Consider the following 16465-nt stretch of genomic DNA (forward strand, 5'->3'; position numbering starts at 1 on the left):
CATAATCATGAACGTTTTGCCGAATCGCGGCGTGGTCATGAAGCGCGGCTCGAGGGGCACTAAACTCGACCCGGGCGTTAATACCCAGACACACCCGAGGAAAGGTTCTGCGCAGTATGTATGCAGTCGGTATCGACATTGGTGGCACGAAGATCGCGGGTGCGGTCGTTGATGAGCAGGGCAAGATTCTTGCCGCCCGTCGCGTGCCCACTGACGCGTCGGACGTGAAGAGCATTGAGGACGCCGTTGTCGCAATGGTTGAAGACCTGCGTACCGAGTTCGAGGTGGGCGCCGTGGGCGTTGCCGCCGCGGGCTTTATCGATGCCGCGCAGTCCGAAATCTACTACGCACCGAACCTCGCGTGGCGTAACGAACCCTTCCGGGACAAGCTGCAGGCGCGCATCAACGTGCCCACGATCATCGAAAACGATGCCAACGCCGCCGGCTGGGCGGAATTTGTACACGGTGCTGGCGCACTCACCAGTGACATGGTCATGCTGACCATCGGCACCGGTGTCGGTGGCGCGGTTGTCCTCAATGACCGCCTGCTGCGCGGCGGGTTTGGTGTGGGCGGCGAGCTCGGCCATATTCGCCTGATTCCGGACGGCATCGAGTGCGGTTGCGGCGTCAAGGGCTGCTTCGAGCCCTACGGTTCGGGTCGTGCACTGCAGCGCTACTGCGAGGACATCGCGGACACCCAGGCCGAGGGCATTGGAGCCGAGCTGGCCCGTGTTCGCGCCGAAAACGGCGGCCTGAACGGCACGCTGATCGCCGGCCTGCTCGAGGCCAAGGACGCGGGTGCCCTCGAGGCCCTGCGCATCCTCGGCACCTACATCGGTACCGCGGCCGCATCGCTGGGTGCCGTGCTGGACCCGCAGCTGTTCGTCATTGGCGGCGGCGTCGCCCAGGCCGGAGAAGACCTGCTCGGTCCGATCCGCGAGGCATATCGCGCGCACCACCCGGCCCACGGCTATCACCCCGAGGCCACCTTCGTCATCGCCGAGCTCGTCAACGACGCCGGCGTCGTCGGCGCAGCGGACATCGCTCGCCGATATGCCGAGGGTACCCCCGCCTAGCGCGTACCGTCTGACGATGTGCGCCCGGGGGCTTTGGCTCCCGGGCGCACGTCTGTTTTGAGGTCCACACGCTATGCTCGAACAATCCGGCATCCGAGAAAAGGTCCCCATGTTTTATCGGTTCATGAAGCTCTTCATCATTGCCCCGCTACTCAAGCCCCTGTTTCGGGTCTGGGTCGTGGGGGCCGAAAACGTGCCCACTCACGGTGCCGCGATCCTCGCGAGCAACCACCTCTCGGTGGTCGACTCGATCTTCCTGCCGCTGTATCTGCGCCGCCGGGTGACCTTCCTCGCCAAGAGCGACTACTTCACCGGACGGGGGCTCAAGGGGTGGCTGATCAAGCACTTCATGCTCTCGACCGGGCAGCTGCCGATCGACCGCTCGGGCGGTAAGGCCTCCGAGGCCGCACTGAACACCGGCCTGCGTGTGCTCGGCGGGGGAGACCTCCTGGGCATTTACCCGGAGGGAACCCGCAGTCCGGACGGCCGAATGTATCGTGGCCGCACCGGTGTTGCCCGAATGGTCCTGGAGTCCGGGGTACCCGTGATTCCGGTGGCCATGATCGATACCGAGAAGGCACAGCCCATCGGTACCGTGATCCCGCGGCCGCGTCGCCTCGGCATCATCATCGGGGAGCCGCTCGACTTCAGCCGCTTCGAGGGAATGTCCAACGACCGGTTTGTGTTGCGGTCGGTAACGGATGAATTGATGAGCGAGATGCAGCGATTGAGTAAGCAGGAATACGTGGACGTTTATGCAACGACCATGAAAAACAAGACCCCCTAACACCCGCTAGGCTGGGTATCGCTGGCCCCCAATTGGTCGGCCAGGAAAGACCGTAGACAACAGATTTAGGAAGTGCCGTGGGAAATCCATTAGAGCCGGTTGTGCAAGCAGATGACGCTGTGATTGCCGGGCTGGACTATTGGCGCGAGCTTCCGATCAAGCAGCAGCCAAACTGGCCGGACAAGGAGGCCGTCGCCCGCGCCTCGGCCACCATTTCGACCCTGCCGCCGCTGGTGTTTGCCGGTGAGGTAGACGTGCTGCGTGATCGCCTGGCCGCCGCCGCGAGCGGAAAGGCTTTCCTGCTTCAGGGCGGTGACTGCGCCGAGACCTTCGCCGGTGCGACTGCCGACCAGATCCGCGACCGCGTCCGCACGCTGCTGCAGATGGCCGTTGTCCTGACCTACGGTGCCTCGATGCCCGTGGTCAAGATGGGCCGTATGGCCGGCCAGTTCGCCAAGCCCCGTTCGAGCGACGACGAGACCCGCGATGGCGTGACGCTGCCCGCCTACCGCGGCGACATCGTCAACGGCTACGACTTCACCCCGGAGTCGCGCACCGCAAACCCCGAGCGTCTCGTGCAGGGCTACCACACGGCCGCGTCCACGCTCAACCTCGTGCGTGCCTTCACCCAGGGGGGCTTCGCCGACCTGCGTGAGGTGCACCGCTGGAACCAGGGCTTTGCCGCGAACCCGGCAAACGCACGCTACGAGAAGCTGGCGAAGGACATCGACCGGGCGATCCGGTTCATGGAGTCCGCCGGTGCCGACTTTGACTCGCTGCGCGGTGTGGAGTTCTACACCGGCCACGAGGGTCTGCTGATGGATTACGAGCGCCCGATGACGCGGATCGATTCGCGCACCGGTACCCCGTACAACACGTCCTCGCACTTCATCTGGATCGGTGAGCGCACCCGCGAGATCGATGGCGCACACGTCGACTTCCTGTCGCGCGTCCGCAACCCGATCGGTGTGAAGCTTGGGCCCACCACCAGCACGGATGACATGCTGCGCCTCGTGGACAAGCTCGACCCCAACCGTGAGCCCGGCCGCCTGACCTTCATCACCCGGATGGGCGCGGGCAAGATCCGCGACGCGCTGCCCCCGCTGCTGGAGGCCATCAAGGACTCCGACGCCACCCCGCTGTGGGTCACCGACCCGATGCACGGCAACGGTTTCTCGACCCCCAACGGCTACAAGACCCGTCGTTTCGACGATGTGGTTGACGAGGTCAAGGGCTTCTTCGAGGCACACCGTCAGGTGGGCACGTTCCCCGGGGGTATCCACGTGGAACTCACCGGAGACGACGTCACCGAGTGCCTCGGTGGTGCCGAGCACATCGACGAGGCAGACCTCGCGACCCGCTACGAGTCGCTGTGCGACCCGCGCCTGAACCACAAGCAGTCCCTGGAGCTCGCGTTCCTGGTTGCCGAGGAACTGGCCGCACGCAACGCCTAGTACCCGCCTCAGCTGAAGGCCTGCGTTCCCCTCGGGAGCGCAGGCCTTCCCCGTTTCGTCGTGCAGTGTGTACGGGGTGTGGCCCGATAAAGAAAACGACCCCCACTCTCGAGGAGAGCGGGGGTTACGTTCTTTGTAGCACAAGGGATCTTGTCCTTGTTTCTGTCGGTAGCTTACATCGTATGAAATTTATCGCGCAAGCAGAAGCCGCAAAACTTCTTCGTCTACACGCCTCCGAGCCGCGCTTTAGCACCTACATCGACTGCACCCTGAGCGTGGTGGCTCCGAGGAGTGGATCCGGGCGCCGGCGAATCCACTCCAACGGATCCTGAACCCTCGGCAGGGGGTATCCACCTCTCAGAGCGCCCTCCGCAGGGCTTCGCAGCGCGCGGCCCATCGATCCTCGGCGCACGGCCGCCAGGGCACCCCGATCACGCATGAGGATCTCCGAACGTATCACCGCACCGCGACGCGGCTGCTGCGCACGATCGACGTCGAGGCGGGTCAGTGGCACAGTGGTGTCAGCCGGGTTCCCGTCCTGCACCGCTTGCGGCCACTGTATGACAGCGCGGGGCGGTGGGAGGCGCTTAGAAGTTCGCCTGGATCGTGACGGCCGCGCCGCGCTTGACCTGCGCGCCACCGGCGGGGTTGGTGCTGGTCACGGTGAAGGCATCGCCGAGGAGGTCTGCCACCGCGGTGGGGATACCCGACTTCACAGTGACGGTGAACCCGGCGCCCTCGAGGGTGGCCTTTGCCGCCTTGACGGGCTTCCCGGAGACATCCGGTACCTCGACGAGGTCGGGGCCCTTGGAGATGATCAGGGTCACGGTGGCGCCCACCTCGGGTACGTTGTCACCGTGTAGCTCCACCACACCGAGCACGTTCCCGGCGGCAACGGTGTCGCTGAACTCCGTCTTGCTGGTGCCGGCGACAACGAGACCCACGCCGGTCAGTGCGCTGCGCGCGGCGTCCTCGGTCAGGCCGTTGACCGGCGGAATCGGACCCGCGGAGACCACGAAGTTGAGGGTTTGACCCCACTGGGTCTCGCCGGTTTCGGTGATGTCGGCATCGCCCGCGGTGACCTGCAGAAGGTTTCCCGCGGCGACCTGGGAGGAGTAGCGCTTGCTCGCGGTGCCCTCGGTGAGGTTGTTTTCCGCGAGAAGCGCCCGCACCTCCTCGACCGGCTTACCGGCCAGGCTGCCGAGCGAGACCGTCTTCAGACCCAGCGAGACAGTGACGGTGACAACGCGATCCTTATCGATGCGCGTGGCTCCAACCGGGTCGGTCGAGATGACGGTATCGGTCGGGACCGTGAGTGAGTACTCCTCGGCCCGGGTCGATTTAATCTCCTGAGCCTTCAGCGTTTCGAATGCCTCGGCCGAGGGCTTACCCACGACGCTTGGAACCTCGATCATGCCGCCGGGACCAAACCCGAAGTACCAGCCGGCGGTGCCCGATCCCACACCCAGAATCACGACCAGGAGCAGCGCCCACCAGCCCAGCTTGGCGCGGCGGTTACTGCGCACACTCAGTGCGGAGGTCTGGTCGTGGGGATCGATGGGCCCGGTACGCACGCTCGGCGAGGTGAGCACGCGGGTCACGTCGGCGCCGTCGGTGTTGCCCAGTAGCGCGGGAAACACGGTGGTGGTGACCGGTGCCGGTGCCGGGGTCGACTGCTGGGTGAGACCGAGCTGACGCTCCACCTCGCGCAGGCGCTCCAGGAGTTCACCGGCGCCGGACGGGCGCTCCTCGGGCTCACGCTCGGTGCACCACAGCACGAGATCGTCGAGGTCGGCGGGTACCTGCGGCACCTTCGCGCTCGGGCGCGGCACCGATTCGTTGGCGTGCTGGTAGGCGATCTGCATCGGCTGCTCGCCCTGATAAGGCTGTTCACCGGTGAGCATCTCGTACATCATGATGCCGAGCGCATAGATGTCGCTGCGGGCATCGGCCTCGCCACGGGTCACGAGTTCGGGGGAGAGATAGGCGATGGTGCCAAGGAGTGCCTGGCCGCTGCCGGTCTGCGCCGTCACGGCCCGGGCGAGCCCAAAGTCACCGATCTTGATTCGACCATCATCGGCAAGCAGCACGTTTTCGGGCTTGAGATCCCGGTGCACGATGCCGCTGCGATGCGCGGCGGCGAGGCCGCTGGTGACGGCATCCATGATGTCGATCACCTGGCGGGCGGTGAGGCGGCCGTGATCGCGCAGGAGATCGCGCAGCGTGATGCCGGGCAGGTACTCCATCACGAGGTACGCCATATCGGCATCCTGGCCCTGGTCGAACACGCTCACCACGTTGGGGTCGGCGAGGCGGGCGGCCGAGCGGGCCTCCTGGATGAAGCGGTTCTTAAAGTTTGTGTCGTCGGACAAATGACCGTGCATAACCTTCAGAGCGACCCGGCGTTCGAGTCGCAGATCGGTTGCGAGGTACACGGTTGCCATGCCGCCACGAGCAATGCGCGAGCGCACCTGGTAGCGGTCATCGATAAGACGACCGATCAGGGGATCGGAATGAGGGCTAGACGTCACGATGCAAGTTTACGGTGCGGGCCGCGTTCGGGCGGCGCGCAACACCCCGGCCCGAAGGTGTCACACAGGAAATCACCCCGGGGGATGACGTTTTGGCGTGTTCGAAGGTCCGTCCGCTGCCGGCTGACAAGAAAAATGCCCGCGTGTCGCGCGCAAAGTGGGCTCGCGGGGGCTCTGCGTGTAAGACTTGTCGCGTGACCGATGTATATGCACAGCGTGAGTGGCTCGCAATGCCCGAGCTGGTAGAGATTCTTGACCTGACCCCGAGCCGGATCCGCCGCCTGATCGAAGACAAGCACCTGCTTGCGATCAAGCGCAGCGGCGTACTGAGCGTCCCGAAGGACTTCCTGCGTGCTGGTGAGCCCCTGGTTCACCTGCGCGGAACCCTGTTCCTTCTGGAAGACGCCGGCTTCAGCACCGATGAGGCCATGGAGTGGCTGCTGACCGAGGAGGAAACCCTCGGCACCGCACCCATCGACGCCCTGATCTCCGGTCGCAAGACCGAGGTGCGCCGGATTACTCAGGCCCTGGCCTAGGTAACGCGCCGGTTTTACCGGCACCCACGCAAAACGCGCCGTCCCCCTCGGGGAGCGGCGCGTTTTACGTTGCGGCGGGCCCGTCGGCCAGCGGGTGGGCTAGGCGCTGCGGGCGCTCATGTGCACGGCGAGTGCGTCGAGTGCCGCGCGGGCATCCGCACCGAGGGTGGAATCCGCCAGCGCGGCGCGTCCGGCAGCCACCGATTCGGCAATGATTCGCTCGGTCTCCGCCACGGCACCGGTATCGTGCATGAGCTTCTGCAGCGCGAGAATTTCGTCCTCACCGAGGTCGGGGTTACCAATCTGGGCGTCGAAGGCGGGGCGCTCGTGCTCGGGGAGTTCGCGCCGGGTCAGCGCAACCAGCAGGGTGCGCTTGCCCTCGCGCAGGTCATCACCGCTCGGCTTGCCGGTGACCCGGGCATCGCCGAAGACACCGAGGATGTCGTCCCGCAGCTGGAACGCGGTACCGACCGCGAGACCGTATTCGCGCAGCGCCTCGATCTGGGCGGGGGTCGCGCCGGCGGTGCTCGCACCGAGCGCGAGCGGGACCTCAACGCTGTACTTCGCCGACTTATAGGTGAGAATCGTCCGTGCGCGCTCGATCAGCTCCTCGTCGGAGTGCCCGAACCACGCGCTCTCCTCAAGCACGTCGAGATACTGCCCGGCGGTCACGTCGGTGCGCATCTGCTGGTACTCGGCCCGTGCGGGGGCGGCCGCGGATTCGGGCAGGCCCGCGAGGGTCGTGTACATCAGCTCATCGCTCCAGCTCAGCAGCATGTCGCCAAACAGGATCGCCGAGCCCACGCCGAAGGCGGCGTGATCGCCGCGCCAGCCTGCGTCGGCTGAGAGCTTCTCGAAGCGGCGGTGGATCGCGGGTTCACCGCGTCGGGTATCGGAGTTGTCCAGAATGTCATCGTGCGCGAGGGCGGCCGCGTGGAAGATCTCGAGGGCCGCTCCCACACCGAGGATGGTGTGCAGCGCCTTGGCGTCATCCTGAGCCACGCCCGGGAGTGTCTGACGCACCCCGTGCCAGCCCCAGTACGCGAAGATCGCGCGGAAGCGCTTTCCGCCGCGAAGGAAAGACTGGGAGTACGTCGAGAACGTAGCAAGATCGGGGGCAATCCGCGCCAAAATGGTTTCATGCTCGATCAGAAACTGATCGATGCGGAGCTGGAGCTGGTCACGGAGGTGCTCGGTTTCGTTCACGCGTCTAGCTTAGCTTTCCCTGGGCGGCTAGAGTGGAGAGGGCGCAAGTGCGCAAGAAAATATGGAGGAGGCGATCGGAATGCCGCTATCCGAGCAGGAGCAGCGTCTTCTTGACGAGATGGAGCGTAGTCTCTACGGTCACGATGCAGATTTTGTGTCGACCGCGGGAGACAAGCGTGGCCGTCCGAGCTATCGCAGCATCGCGCTGGGCGCGCTGCTCGCAATCGTGGGTATTGCCGGGCTGATCGTCGCGGTAATCCTTCATCAACCCATCATCGGCATCGTCGGTTTCGTCGCGATGCTCGGTGGGGTTCTGGTGGCGATTACACCGTCCAAAAAGCCGGCACCCGAAAAAGAGCCGCGTCCGGGTGAGTTCTTCACCCAGCCCTCCAAGACCTCCGGTGCCGCACAGCCCGGTGGTAACGCGCAGTCCACCTCGTTCATGGATCGCATGGGCGAGCGCTGGGAGCGTCGAGACGGTGGCGACAAGTAGTCCCACCTCTCCCCAAGATCGTCTACGGGCGGGCCATCCTTCGGGGTGGCCCGCCCGTTTTTGTGCGGTATACCAAAAGTATTTTTCCGTTTGGGCGACAGAAGTTATCCGATGGGGCAGGATGAACAAATGGGAACACTCGTGTATGGTCCGGGGGCAAGATTCGACTTTGACGATCGGGTGCTTGAGCACCTCAAAGCCGCGATCGGAATAAAGCTGCGCCGGCAGGAGAGCTTTTACCTCAACTGGGTACTTCGCCAAAGCGAGGGCGGCGGCCGAGTGAGCCTCTGGATCTCTCCATCCGTGGGGCTGCAGTTCCAATTCGCGGGAGGTAAACCCCCGCACCTCAACCGCGAGTGGGTGGATGCGCTGGGGGAGATTGCAAACTCCGGCCACGGCATGGAGCCCATCGCCGAGAAGGACGCCGCTCGGGTGCTCGAGCGCGTCCGTCAGAACGTAGATCGGGCGTAGCCATGGGCACCCTGCACTACGGATCCAGCGGGCAGGAATTTCCCTTTGACGACCGGTTGCTGAGCCACCTCAAGGCCGTGATCGTGGGGAAACTGCGTCGAGGGGAGGGCTTCATGCTGACCTGGACGGAAACCGAGGGGCAGCAAAGCCACAGCATTTGGCTCTACCCCTCAATCCCCCTGCACTTTGTGTTCGAGCGTGAGGAGCACTTCCCGCTGGACCGGTCCATCTTTGAAGCGCTGTCGACCGGCGCGAACGGAAGCGACGGGCTGAGGCTCACCACCGCGATTTAGCGCGCCGGTTCATCGGCGCCCACGCCGATGAGCGGGGCCTGCGCCGGCGTTCGAGCCTGTGCCGCGAGATAACCCGCGTAGCCGCCGGGCGTGCGCCCGACCAGCCGGGCCGAGGTGGTGACCTCCCCGGCATCACTGGCTACCGTGGTGTAACCGGACAGGCGGCGTACGAGATCAACGTCCTCATGCTCGGAAATCGGGGTGAATCCGCCCACGGCGAGATAGGCCGAAGCACGCACGCCCAGGTTTGCGCCATGAATGCTGCCGTTCGGTTCTCCCCGCACGTGATCCAGTCGCCACTGGCGCTGAGCGGCTCGCGGATATTCGGATGGGTGGGGGCGGACGGTGCCGATGATGAGATCCGCACCGTGATCGGCGAGAGCCACCTGGGAGGCGAGCCAGTTCGCCGGCACCACGCTGTCGGCATCGGTGTTTGCGAGCCACACCGTTTCGGATGGTGCCGGGAGGGCGGCGAGTGCGTGGGCGATGCCCGCGCGCCGAGCCGCACCCACGTTGGTCCCGATCACCTCGAGGACGCTGACCGGGGGATACCGCCGGGCCCGCTCTGCCGTGTTGTCCAGGCAGGTATCGGCTACCAACATGATTGTCACCGGCAGCGTACAGCGCACGGCCGAGACGATGACGGATCGGAGGCAGGTGTCGATTCTGGCAGCCTCATCGCGCGCGGGAATGGTGACAACGACGTGTGTGATCATGAGAGTCCTTCGATGCGAGCTACGGAACGGGGATCGAGGGAAAAGATCTCGAGGAGAAAATCCTCCTCCGAATGTGTGGATAGTCGTGTCAGCCCCATGGCGGCGACGGCATCGTGCACGCCGTCACCGGTGAGGGGATAGGCGGCGACGGGGTGGCGCCAGTGGCAGGCCAGGAGAACGCCGTTCGGGGCGAGCGATGAGCGAATGTTTGCGAGGACCCGGTCGAGGCTCTCGGAATCCCAGTAGTAGCCCACCTCGGAGAGGACGATGAGGTCGTAGCTGCCCGTGGGGAAATCGGTCAGGACATCGAGCCGTTCGATACGGGCATCCGATCCGACGTGGGCTCGTGCCTGGGCGACGGCCACCGCGGAAACGTCCACCGCAACGAGGTGATCGCAGCGCTCGGCGAGCATCCCGGTCAGGAGACCCAGCGAGCAGCCTATTTCCAGGGCGTGTTCAAAGCCTTCCCGGGGTAGGCTCGCGACGGTGAGATCACGCTTACGCTTTTCATACCAGCGGGTGCGAAAGTGCCAGGGATCGTCCGAGCGCGCGTAGAGCGCGTCGAAATGTGAGGAGCGCAGTGGGCGCTCGCTCACCACATAGAACTCCTGTGCGTGGCGAAAGTGTTCGAGGAATTCGGGGAGAAGAATGGGGGAGTCGCCGCCGAGCTGAGACCGATAGTGATTCTGCGCGCGGATCTTACTGACCACGTCGATATGGAGGGTTTTCATCCGGGGCCACGGGGTGTCTGGGTGCTCAGGTGATGCCCAGTGCCACATCCAGACCGGATACTCCAGCAGGACCCGCTCGCCCGCAAGGTCGCGCATCAGCTCACCAACCACGCGGTGATCCCGGTGTCCATCGCCCGCCCAGGGGGCAGCGATGAGGGCGCTGCGGGGGAGCCGGTGAATACGCTCATCGAGTTCCGCCCGCAGGGCAGAGTATCGTTCCCGCGTGCCGCCATCGGGAAACCCGAGACGCTCGATACTCGCGCGTGGGGAGAGCTCAAACACGGCCCTCTCGAGCTCCGCGGCCCGGGTGGAGGGCAGGGTGGGATCTCCGGCATGTGAGGCAGCACCGTCCGTCACACAGATGACCGTGATTGGCAGCCCCAGGGCTTCACACTGTGCGATCAGGCCGCCCGCGCCGAGGGTTTCATCATCGGGGTGGGCGGCGATCACCACCAGCTCGCTGACGGTGTCGAGGGAGAGCGTGGGTCGGTTATGGAAGCGGTCATCTTCGGTCCATTCACCCACCGTGGTTCCGGCGAGTGCCGCATCAAAGATCACCACGGGGTGCTCCCAAACCCGGCGACGGCCTCACCCTGGGCGGCGTCGTCGGCCTCGCCGTGATGCTGTCGGATGTAGAGGGAGAGGTCGGATACGCGCTTTGCGTGTTCGGCATCATGGGCGAGCGGGCCCGGGCCCAGGGAGTGGCCGGCCCGGTGGATGATGTCCTCACAGGCGCGGGCGACCAGGCCACGCACCCGCCAGGCCGTGAGCTTGCCGCCCGGTTCCTGGTTATCCGCCTGGCGTGCCGCATCGTTGAGGGCGAGCCGGCAGGCGTGGAGGAGGGTGTCCATTGCCCCCAGGTGGGCCAGAGTGTGCGGGTTATGTGCGCGTGCCGCGGCCTCACGAACGCTCCGGGCGATGGCCACCGCGCCCCCAAACCAGCAGGCGGCAACCCCGACGCCTCCCCAGGCAAAGCCGGGGCGGGCCGAATACCACCCGCTCGCGCCCACGCCGGCCGCGGGTACGGAGGCGCAGCGCACGGGACCGCTGGGAATCTCGCGCAGGCCGAGGGCTGCCCACTTTGGATCGAGGATGGTCACGCCGGGGGCGCGCAGATCCAGGGCAAAGAGCCGTGGGTTTCCGCTCTGCGTCTGCGCGGTGACCAGCGCATGATCCAACCGTGCGGCGAGGGAGCACCAGCGCTTGGTGCCGGTGAGGGCCCACCCCTCGCCCACGCGGGTGGCTCGGACGGGGTCTGATCCACCCTCGGAGGCGAACACACCCCAGGCACCGGGGAGGGGATCGATGTTCGCCTGCGTGAGGATGGCGACGGCATCCAGATGCGGTTCGATGGCGCGCACGATACCGAGGTCATGCGCCGCGATGGCGGCGAGAAGACCCCACTGCTCGCCGGTGGTTCCGTCCCCGGGATACGCTCGCCGGGTTCCGAGATCCTGAGCCAGGGCGAGAGCACCGGCGATGTCACCCGGGGAGGGCAGGGCGTTCAGGACTTCGGAGTCGGTGATGCCAAGGGTGGCGGTGAGTGGAGTGTTCATGCACGTTCTTTCTGTGGGGGAGTGCGACACCGAGGGCTCGCCTCCCTGGGCGACAGCGCGGCGGCCGTTCACATGATTCGCATCGGTGATCGGACCGGGTGATGTAGGCCTCACCCTAGGTCGGGGCAAGCCCGGGCATAAGGGGGTTGCACAATCGGGGAACGGGGAGGATACTCGCGCGCGAATTGGATGCGTGGACGGCGGGAAAGACGGTGCCCCCCCACATCGCTCCCCGAGCCCCTCCACATCCACCCCCGACGCCCTCCATCTTCCTCCACCGCGCGTCTAGGAGGGTTTTTTGTGCCATTTTTCGGGGGTAAAACGAGGTTCTGACGCGCGGAGCGGATTTAACGCTCCATTTCCCTCCACTTTCACAGGTCCCGTATTTACTGGGCTTCCGGCGCGTTAAGCGGAGAAATTAGGTTTAGTTCCTAGGAAAGTGGTAGAGGGTGGAGTAAAGTGGGGGCAAGCGGTGGTGGTCGTCCGATCGGGGGAAGGAGCTAGGCACATGTTTCTTGGTACCTATGCCCCAAAACTGGACGAAAAAGGCCGCCTGATCCTGCCGGCAAAGTTCCGCGAGGAGCTCGCCGGTGGGGTGGTAATGACCCGCGGCCAGGAACGCTGCATCTACGTGTTCAGTACTCGAGAGTTCGAGGACATGCACACGAAGATCCGGCAGGCCCCGGTAACCAGTAAGCAGGCCCGCGACTATCTGCGCGTGTTCCTTTCGGGGGCAAGCGCCGAGACTCCGGACAAGCAGAACCGCATCACGGTTCCCTCAGCCCTGCGTAACTACGCCGGGCTGAGCCGTGAGCTTACCGTCATCGGCGCGGGAAGCCGCGCCGAAATCTGGGACACCGAAGCCTGGGAGGCCTATCTGGCCGAGCAGGAAGCGGCGTTCGCCGACACCGCCGAGGAGGTGATTCCGGGACTGTTCTAGTCCCTGCACCCCGACCCCCCGCCGTTCATCCACGTACCGACGCCCCTTCCCTGGCGGCGGAACCGAGCGGATGGGGATCAGGACCCAGGGACACGCCCTCCGGGCACCGGAAGAAAAACTATGGAACTCGACAAGATTCACACTCCCGTTCTCCTCGAGCGCTGCCTCGAGCTCCTCGACCCCGCGCTGGCACAGCCCGGGGCCTGGGCAATCGACGCGACCCTCGGTATGGGCGGCCACTCGCTCGCAATGCTGACGCGCTACCCCGGTCTCAACCTGATCGGGCTCGACCGAGACCCGCAGGCCCTCGAGATTGCCGGCACCCGCCTCGCCGCGGTAGCCGACCGTGCCCACCTCGTGCACACCGTCTATGACGGCATCGAGGGCGCGCTGGAGACCGTCGGCGTCGACGGGGTGGACGCCATCCTGTTTGACCTCGGCGTCTCCTCCCTCCAGCTGGACCGTGCCGAACGAGGATTCTCCTACGCTCAGGACGCCCCGCTGGACATGCGGATGGACGGCACGAGCGAGCTCACGGCCGAGATCATCCTCGCGACCTACCGCGAGGGCGACCTGCGCCGCATCTTCGAAGACTTCGGTGAGGAAAAGCTCGCCGGCCGCTACGCCCGGGCGATCATCGCCGCGCGTAACGAGGCCCCGATCACCCGCTCCGGACAGCTCGTGCAAATCCTGCAGGACGCCACCCCGGCCGCGGTCTCGCGCAACGGGCACCCCGCCAAGCGGGTGTTCCAGGCACTGCGAATCGAGGTCAACACCGAGCTGAGTGTTCTGGCCGCGGCGATCCCCGCCGCACTGGATGCGCTGAACGTGGGCGGCCGCATCGTGGTGCTGTCGTATCAGTCCCTCGAAGACCGCATCATCAAGCGCCTGTTCGCGAAGGCCACGGCGTCTACCGCGCCGGCCGGCCTGCCGATGGAACTGCCCGAGCACGCGGCAAAGTTCCGGCTCCTCGTGCGTGGTGCCGAGCTCGCCTCGGACGATGAAATCGAAGAAAACCCCCGCGCAAAGCCCGTCCGGCTTCGCGCGGCCGAACGAGTACGTGAGGGCTGATCATGAGTGAAAACCTGGCACGCAACGATTTCGCGTGGGATCTCACCGCCGCACCGGCCGAGGCACCGTCGCGGGGGCGGGAACGTCCGCTTCGCGTCGTTGCCCCGGGGACCCGGGCCGCCGCCAAGCCCAAGCTGCTCTACGCGTTTGTCGCGCTGGGAGCCATCGGTGCGATCGTGCTCACCCAGATCCTGTTGAGCGTTGGTCTCAGCCAGGGCGCCTATGAGCTGAACTCGCTTCAGCGTGATCACCGCGAACTCGGCTGGCAGAGCCAGGCCATCGGCACCGACCTGGCCGCGATCTCCTCCCCGCAGTACATCGCCGCCAACGCCGAGGCACTGGGGATGACCTTTGGTGGCGCACCGGCCTACATCTCGCTCAAGACCGGCGAGGTCCTCGGTACCCCGGCGGTTGCCGGCCAGCCCGGCTCGGTCAAGCAGGCGCCCTCCAGCGTCGTGCAGAACCGCATGCTGCAGGGTGCGGCCATCGCCACCACCGGCGGCGAGGTTGTGATCAACTCGGGCGCGGCAAACGCTCCCGTGACCCCCGGCATCGTATCGTTGGACGCGGGACTTCCCGCTCCGAAGACCCACTAGTACTGAGTTTCAGGCGATAGCCCAGGCTGTCGGACGGGCCCGCCCGTACCCCGTCACCGCGGGGGAAACCCCGCGGTGACGCCGTGTCACCTTCCTCGCCCTCCGCTCGGAGGACGCAACTGAGGAGAATATGTTCCAGGTGTTTGCATGACCACTTCGGCAATGTCCACCCGGCGTCGCCTCGTTGCGGTGCTGGTAGTTGTGGCCCTGATCCTGGCCGGCTTCGTCGCGAGGCTCGTGGATATTCAGGTGGTCCGGGCCGAGAGCCTGGTCGCCGACTCGCTCGAAAAGATGGGCGGGTCGAGCACGATCTATGCCCCGCGCGGCGACATCGTTGATACCAACGGTGCCGTGCTCGCCTCGAGTATCGCGCAGTTCGAGATCACCACCTCGCCCAAGGACGTCAAGCCCATCAAGCGTCGTGAGGGTAAGAAGACCATCGAGGTTCCGGTAGCCGAGGCGCTCTCCGACATGGCCGGTGTGCTGGGTGTTGATCCCGCCACGCTGCAGGCAAAGATCGATGATGCCCTCGCCAAGAACAAGGATGCCGCCTATGCACTGCTGGCCGAGAAGGTGGGCTACGAGCAGTTCGCGAAGATTCGTGCGATGAACATTCCGTGGCTGTACATTCGCCAGACCTTCGGCCGGGTGTATCCCAACGGCGCGGTCGCCGGAAACATCGTGGGCTTCGTCGGTTCGGATAACGAGGGCCAGGCCGGCATGGAACTGAGTGCGCAGCAGTGCCTGCAGGGCACCAACGGCCTGCAGCAGTTCCAGCAGTCAAAGGACCGCGTTCCGCTGCCCGGCACCACCGAAACGGTGACCGATGCGAAGCCCGGCGGCACGCTCAAGCTGACCCTCGACAAGGACCTCAACTGGACCCTGCAGCAGCTGGTGGCCTCCCAGGTGGCCGATACCAAGGCCGAGTACGGCATCGCGATGGTCACCGAGGTCAAGACCGGAAAGATTCGCGCCATCGCCGAGGCCCCGAGCGTCGACCCCGGCAATGTTGACGGCACCCCGGCTGAGTTCCGCGGCTCGCGCGCTTTCCAGGTGCCCTTCGAGCCCGGTTCGATCTTCAAGCCGCTGACGGCCGCAATGCTCGTCGATGCCGGCCTGGCCGACCACAACACCCAGGTCGTGGCCCCGTATCGGTATCACCCGAAAAACGGTGCGAGCATCAAGGACGCCCTTCCGCACGAGGATGAGCGCCTGACGATGAGCGGCGTGCTGCAGCAGTCTTCCAACACCGGTCTGAGCATTCTCGGCGAGAAGATGCCCGATGATCAGCGTTATGAGTACCTCAAGAAGTTCGGTATCGGCCAGTCCACCGACATCAAATTCCCCGGACAGTCCTCGGGTGTGCTGCACCCGGTAGACAAGTGGGACAACCAGACGAAGTACGTGACCATGTTCGGTCAGGGACTCTCCACCACCGCCGTGCAGATGGCCCAGGTTTACCAGGGAATCGCAAACGACGGCGTGATGAAGCCACTCGAGCTCGTCGAGGGCTGCTCCTACCCCGACGGCACCGTCACCGACACCCCCGCACCGTCCGAGGGGGAGCGGATTCTCTCCGCGAGCGCCGCCAAAGAAACGATCGGTATGATGGAGACCGTGGTTACCGACGGATTCCTTGCCGACCAGCTGCACATCCCGGGTTACCGGGTTGCGGCGAAGTCCGGTACCGGTGAGCAGTTCGTTGATGGCCAGCTGCAGACCACGTTCGTCGCTTCCATGGCGGGAATGTTCCCGGTTGAAGACCCGCAGTACGTGGTTACGGTACACCTCAAGTCCCCGCTCACCTTCCGTTCGTCGGCAGCCGCCGCACCGGTTTTCAAGGAGATTGTCGCCCAGGTCATCAAGAAGTACGGCATTGCGCCGTCGACCACCCAGGCACCCGGTTGGAAGGGCACCTACTAGTAAACGCGCCGCCCATACCCCGAGGCAAACGGGGGTGTGGGACATCCTCAACACGGTCATCACCCAGGGCCGTGTGCACGAAAGA

16 protein-coding genes are annotated in these 16465 nt (G+C 65.3%); 11 read left to right on the forward strand and 5 right to left on the reverse strand.

Annotated features, from left to right (window positions below):
• Positions 1 to 116: 116 nt before the first annotated feature.
• The 3 genes from D9V32_RS01605 to D9V32_RS01615 all read left to right on the forward strand — a co-directional run bounded on the left by D9V32_RS01605 (position 117) and on the right by D9V32_RS01615 (position 3317).
• A complete protein-coding gene (locus D9V32_RS01605; RefSeq protein ID WP_121647140.1) occupies positions 117 to 1076 on the forward strand; it encodes an ROK family glucokinase in 960 nt (319 codons plus the stop codon).
• 109 nt (positions 1077 to 1185) lie between these two features.
• A complete protein-coding gene (locus D9V32_RS01610) occupies positions 1186 to 1863 on the forward strand; it encodes a lysophospholipid acyltransferase family protein (RefSeq protein ID WP_121647141.1) in 678 nt (225 codons plus the stop codon).
• Positions 1864 to 1982: 119 nt separating this feature from the next.
• Positions 1983 to 3317 (forward strand): class II 3-deoxy-7-phosphoheptulonate synthase, encoded by a 1335-nt coding sequence (locus D9V32_RS01615; protein ID WP_121647142.1) that lies wholly within the window; start codon positions 1983 to 1985, stop codon positions 3315 to 3317.
• 587 nt (positions 3318 to 3904) lie between these two features.
• Here the strand turns inward: D9V32_RS01615 and pknB are convergent.
• Positions 3905 to 5848: a Stk1 family PASTA domain-containing Ser/Thr kinase gene (gene pknB / locus D9V32_RS01620; protein ID WP_121647143.1), complete on the reverse strand. Its 1944-nt coding sequence runs from the start codon at positions 5846 to 5848 to the stop codon at positions 3905 to 3907.
• A 194-nt stretch (positions 5849 to 6042) separates the two neighbouring features.
• On the opposite strand from pknB, the gene D9V32_RS01625 reads away from it, so the two are divergent.
• Positions 6043 to 6384: an Rv2175c family DNA-binding protein gene (locus D9V32_RS01625; protein ID WP_245981919.1), complete on the forward strand. Its 342-nt coding sequence runs from the start codon at positions 6043 to 6045 to the stop codon at positions 6382 to 6384.
• A 99-nt stretch (positions 6385 to 6483) separates the two neighbouring features.
• Here the strand turns inward: D9V32_RS01625 and D9V32_RS01630 are convergent, their stop codons facing one another.
• Positions 6484 to 7590, reverse strand: a complete 1107-nt coding sequence (locus D9V32_RS01630) for a polyprenyl synthetase family protein (protein ID WP_121647144.1) — start codon at positions 7588 to 7590, stop codon at positions 6484 to 6486.
• 79 nt (positions 7591 to 7669) lie between these two features.
• Here D9V32_RS01630 and D9V32_RS01635 point away from each other — a divergent pair, with 79 nt between their 5' ends.
• The 3 genes from D9V32_RS01635 to D9V32_RS01645 all read left to right on the forward strand — a co-directional run bounded on the left by D9V32_RS01635 (position 7670) and on the right by D9V32_RS01645 (position 8847).
• Entirely contained in the window at positions 7670 to 8083 is a 414-nt protein-coding gene (locus tag D9V32_RS01635; protein ID WP_121647219.1) for a DUF3040 domain-containing protein, read from the forward strand.
• A 129-nt stretch (positions 8084 to 8212) separates the two neighbouring features.
• Entirely contained in the window at positions 8213 to 8554 is a 342-nt protein-coding gene (locus D9V32_RS01640; protein WP_121647145.1) for a DUF7882 family protein, read from the forward strand.
• Positions 8555 to 8556: 2 nt separating this feature from the next.
• A complete protein-coding gene (locus D9V32_RS01645; protein ID WP_121647146.1) occupies positions 8557 to 8847 on the forward strand; it encodes a DUF7882 family protein in 291 nt (96 codons plus the stop codon).
• Here D9V32_RS01645 and D9V32_RS01650 read toward each other — a convergent pair.
• Genes D9V32_RS01650 through D9V32_RS01660 form a run of 3 tightly spaced genes read right to left on the reverse strand, consistent with a single transcriptional unit; the run spans position 8844 to position 11850 of the window.
• On the reverse strand, positions 8844 to 9563 hold the full coding sequence (locus D9V32_RS01650) for a glycosyltransferase family 2 protein (RefSeq protein ID WP_121647147.1): 720 nt from the start codon (positions 9561 to 9563) through the stop codon (positions 8844 to 8846). The two genes, D9V32_RS01645 and D9V32_RS01650, sit on opposite strands and share 4 nt — an antisense overlap.
• Positions 9560 to 10855, reverse strand: coding sequence for a bifunctional PIG-L family deacetylase/class I SAM-dependent methyltransferase (locus tag D9V32_RS01655; protein WP_121647148.1), 1296 nt, complete (start codon positions 10853 to 10855; stop codon positions 9560 to 9562). The genes D9V32_RS01650 and D9V32_RS01655 overlap by 4 nt, the downstream gene beginning before the upstream one ends.
• Complete coding sequence (locus D9V32_RS01660; protein ID WP_121647149.1) at positions 10849 to 11850, reverse strand: acyl-CoA dehydrogenase family protein; 1002 nt, start codon at positions 11848 to 11850, stop codon at positions 10849 to 10851. The genes D9V32_RS01655 and D9V32_RS01660 overlap by 7 nt, the downstream gene beginning before the upstream one ends.
• Before the next feature lie 508 nt (positions 11851 to 12358).
• Between D9V32_RS01660 and mraZ the strand changes: the two genes are divergently transcribed.
• From mraZ to D9V32_RS01680, 4 genes are all read left to right on the forward strand, one after another.
• Positions 12359 to 12790, forward strand: a complete 432-nt coding sequence (gene mraZ / locus D9V32_RS01665; protein WP_030143316.1) for a division/cell wall cluster transcriptional repressor MraZ — start codon at positions 12359 to 12361, stop codon at positions 12788 to 12790.
• A gap of 120 nt (positions 12791 to 12910) precedes the next feature.
• Positions 12911 to 13861 (forward strand): 16S rRNA (cytosine(1402)-N(4))-methyltransferase RsmH, encoded by a 951-nt coding sequence (rsmH, locus tag D9V32_RS01670; RefSeq protein ID WP_121647150.1) that lies wholly within the window; start codon positions 12911 to 12913, stop codon positions 13859 to 13861.
• Between the two features lie 2 nt (positions 13862 to 13863).
• Positions 13864 to 14457: a cell division protein FtsL gene (gene ftsL / locus D9V32_RS01675; protein WP_121647151.1), complete on the forward strand. Its 594-nt coding sequence runs from the start codon at positions 13864 to 13866 to the stop codon at positions 14455 to 14457.
• A gap of 147 nt (positions 14458 to 14604) precedes the next feature.
• Complete coding sequence (locus D9V32_RS01680) at positions 14605 to 16380, forward strand: peptidoglycan D,D-transpeptidase FtsI family protein (RefSeq protein WP_121647152.1); 1776 nt, start codon at positions 14605 to 14607, stop codon at positions 16378 to 16380.
• The last annotated feature ends 85 nt before the right edge of the window (positions 16381 to 16465 follow it).

The sequence above is a fragment of the Mycetocola tolaasinivorans genome (assembly GCF_003667565.1).
GTDB lineage: Bacteria > Actinomycetota > Actinomycetes > Actinomycetales > Microbacteriaceae > Mycetocola > Mycetocola tolaasinivorans.